Source organism: Actinomycetota bacterium, assembly GCA_036280995.1.
Lineage (GTDB): Bacteria > Actinomycetota > CALGFH01 > CALGFH01 > CALGFH01 > CALGFH01.
This window is the reverse complement of the sequence record DASUPQ010000742.1, coordinates 1-2,136: the sequence shown is the minus strand read 5'-3', so window position 1 is coordinate 2,136 and position 2,136 is coordinate 1. Positions and strand designations below refer to the sequence as shown.

Below are 2,136 nucleotides of genomic sequence, written 5' to 3'. Positions count from 1 at the left end.
GGCTGGAGCTCGGGCTGGTCGACCCGGGGGACCGCTATCCGGTCAAGTTCTTCGTGGCGCTGTTCTCGGTCCCGTCTTCCTCCGATTTCCCGTTCGCCACGGTGGAAGCGCTCGACCAGGGCGGTCGCACGATCGCGCGGTGCGCGGCAGGAGCCCCGCCGGTCGGCGACTGCCGTGATGTGTGACCACGGGATGCGGGCCCTGTTGCTGCGGCCGACAAGAGCAATCGGGTGAGACAGAACGACAGGACCGAAGGGAGCAGGCGAATCCTGCCAACTGGGACCGCCGGACAGACCTAGGCCGACATGGAGCAGGGCGGGCATGGGCCGTGATGATCACCGGGCGCTCACACCCATGATCGCTCGGAGGACTCATGCCTGCCCTGCCATCGTCAATCCTGGAACCGCTGTGGCTCCAGTTCACCGCCCTGCTACCGCTGGGAAGGTCGTCCCCGGCGCCGCCTCGAGGAGATCCTGGCCCCGAGCCAAGGCATGAGCGCCAGCCTTCCTACCAGTCGCCGGCCTGCCAGCGGCGGAAGACCTCCAGGCCGTCGGGGCAGAACGGCCATTCCTCCAGGCGGGCCGCCAGCTCGTCGAGGGTGAGGAAGGCGCCCCAGGCGATCTCGCTCGCCTGAGGGTGGACGGGGCCGTCCCAGGTGACCTCGAACAGGGCGCTCCAGCTGGGGTTCTCCTGGCCGCGGTAGCGGTGGCGGAACAGGAACCTCGGCTCCGGCCCGGCCACGCCCAGCTCCTCGGCCAGCTCGCGCCGGGCCCCCTCCAGGTAGGTCTCGCCGGCGGCCAGGACCCCGCCGGCCGTCATGTCGTACATCCCCGGGTAGACGTCCTTGTCGTCGGTGCGCCGGTGCACGTACACCCGCCCGGCGGGGTCGCGGCAGAGCACCGAGGAGAACCGGTGCAGCAGCCGCCGGCGCCGGACCTCGCGCCGGGTCGCCTGCCCGATCACCCGGTCATGCTCGTCGACCACGTCCAGCAGCTCGTCGCCAGGGTCGATGCCGTCCACCTTCTCGGGTCGTGAGGGAAGATACCTCCGGAAAAGCGTAAGGCTGCGGCGGCCGCCGGGCTCATGGTGCCGAACGGCCCTGCCCGGGCCATGGTATGGAGGGGAATGGACGTCCGACCTCGTCCCGACGCGCGCGACGACGCCGAGCTCGTGCGCGCGGCCACGGCCGGCGACCGCGGCGCCTTCGCCGCGATCTACGACCGCTACGCCGACCGGCTGCACGACTTCTGCTGGTCGCTCCTGCGCGACCGGGACGAGGCGGCCGACGCCACCCAGGACGCGTTCCTGGTCGCGGCCGAGCGCCTCGGCCAGCTCCGCGACCCGGAGCGGCTGCGCCCCTGGCTGTACGCGGTGGCGCGCAGCCAGGCCTTCCGCCGGGCCCGGGCCCGATCGCGCGTCGCGCCCGAGGAGGAGATGACCGAGCTGCCCGACGCCGCCAGCGGTCCCGAGCAGGCCGCCGAGCGGTCGGACCTGCGCGAGCTGGTCTGGAACGCCGCCGCCGGCCTGTCCGAGCGCGACCGCGCCCTGCTCGACCTCCACCTCCGCCACGGCCTCGAGGGCGCCGAGCTGGGCGAGGCCGTCGGCGTCGAGCCCGGCCACGCCTACGTCCTCCTCAACCGCCTCCGCGCCCAGGTCGAGCGTTCCCTCGGCGCCCTCCTCCTGGCCCGCCTGGGCCGCGACGACTGCCCCGGCCTCGCCACCATCCTCACCGGATGGGACGGCCGCTTCTCCCCCCTCATCCGCAAGCGGGTCGCCCGCCACGTCGACAGCTGCGAGATCTGCGCCGAACGCCGCCGCACCGCCGCCAGCCCCCTGGCCCTCCTGGCCGCCGTCCCGCCCATGCCCGCCCCGGCCGACCTCCGGGGGAGGGTCCTGGAGCGCATTCAGCTCACCGGTGGGTCGGGATCGGGCGGCGACGGGTCGGGGCCGGGCGGTGACGGGGGTGCGTCTCCGGGCGGCCCGGGTTCGGGGTCGCCGGGCGGCCCGGGTCCCGCGGCACCGGGCGTGAGCCCGGCGGGCGCGGGTTCCCCGGGCGTGAGCCCGGCGGCCGCGGGCGCAGGGGCGGCGGGGCTGGGCCCTCCGGGCGTGGGGCAACCCGACCCGCCGTTGGCGGGT

General features: G+C 74.7%; 3 protein-coding genes. 2 read left to right on the top strand and 1 reads right to left on the bottom strand.

Features of this window, described 5'->3' with window-relative positions:
* A partial coding sequence (locus VF468_24815) for a hypothetical protein (protein ID HEX5881510.1) occupies positions 1–185 on the top strand: 185 nt, incomplete at its 5' end.
* 322 nt (positions 186–507) lie between these two features.
* On the opposite strand, the gene VF468_24810 is transcribed toward VF468_24815, so the two are convergent.
* Positions 508–1,020 carry an NUDIX domain-containing protein gene (locus VF468_24810; GenBank protein ID HEX5881509.1) on the bottom strand — a complete coding sequence of 171 codons (513 nt, stop codon included), beginning with the start codon at positions 1,018–1,020 and terminating at the stop codon, positions 508–510.
* 105 nt (positions 1,021–1,125) lie between these two features.
* On the opposite strand from VF468_24810, the gene VF468_24805 reads away from it, so the two are divergent.
* Positions 1,126–2,136: sigma-70 family RNA polymerase sigma factor (locus tag VF468_24805; protein HEX5881508.1), on the top strand; the 1,011-nt coding region annotated here is incomplete at its 3' end.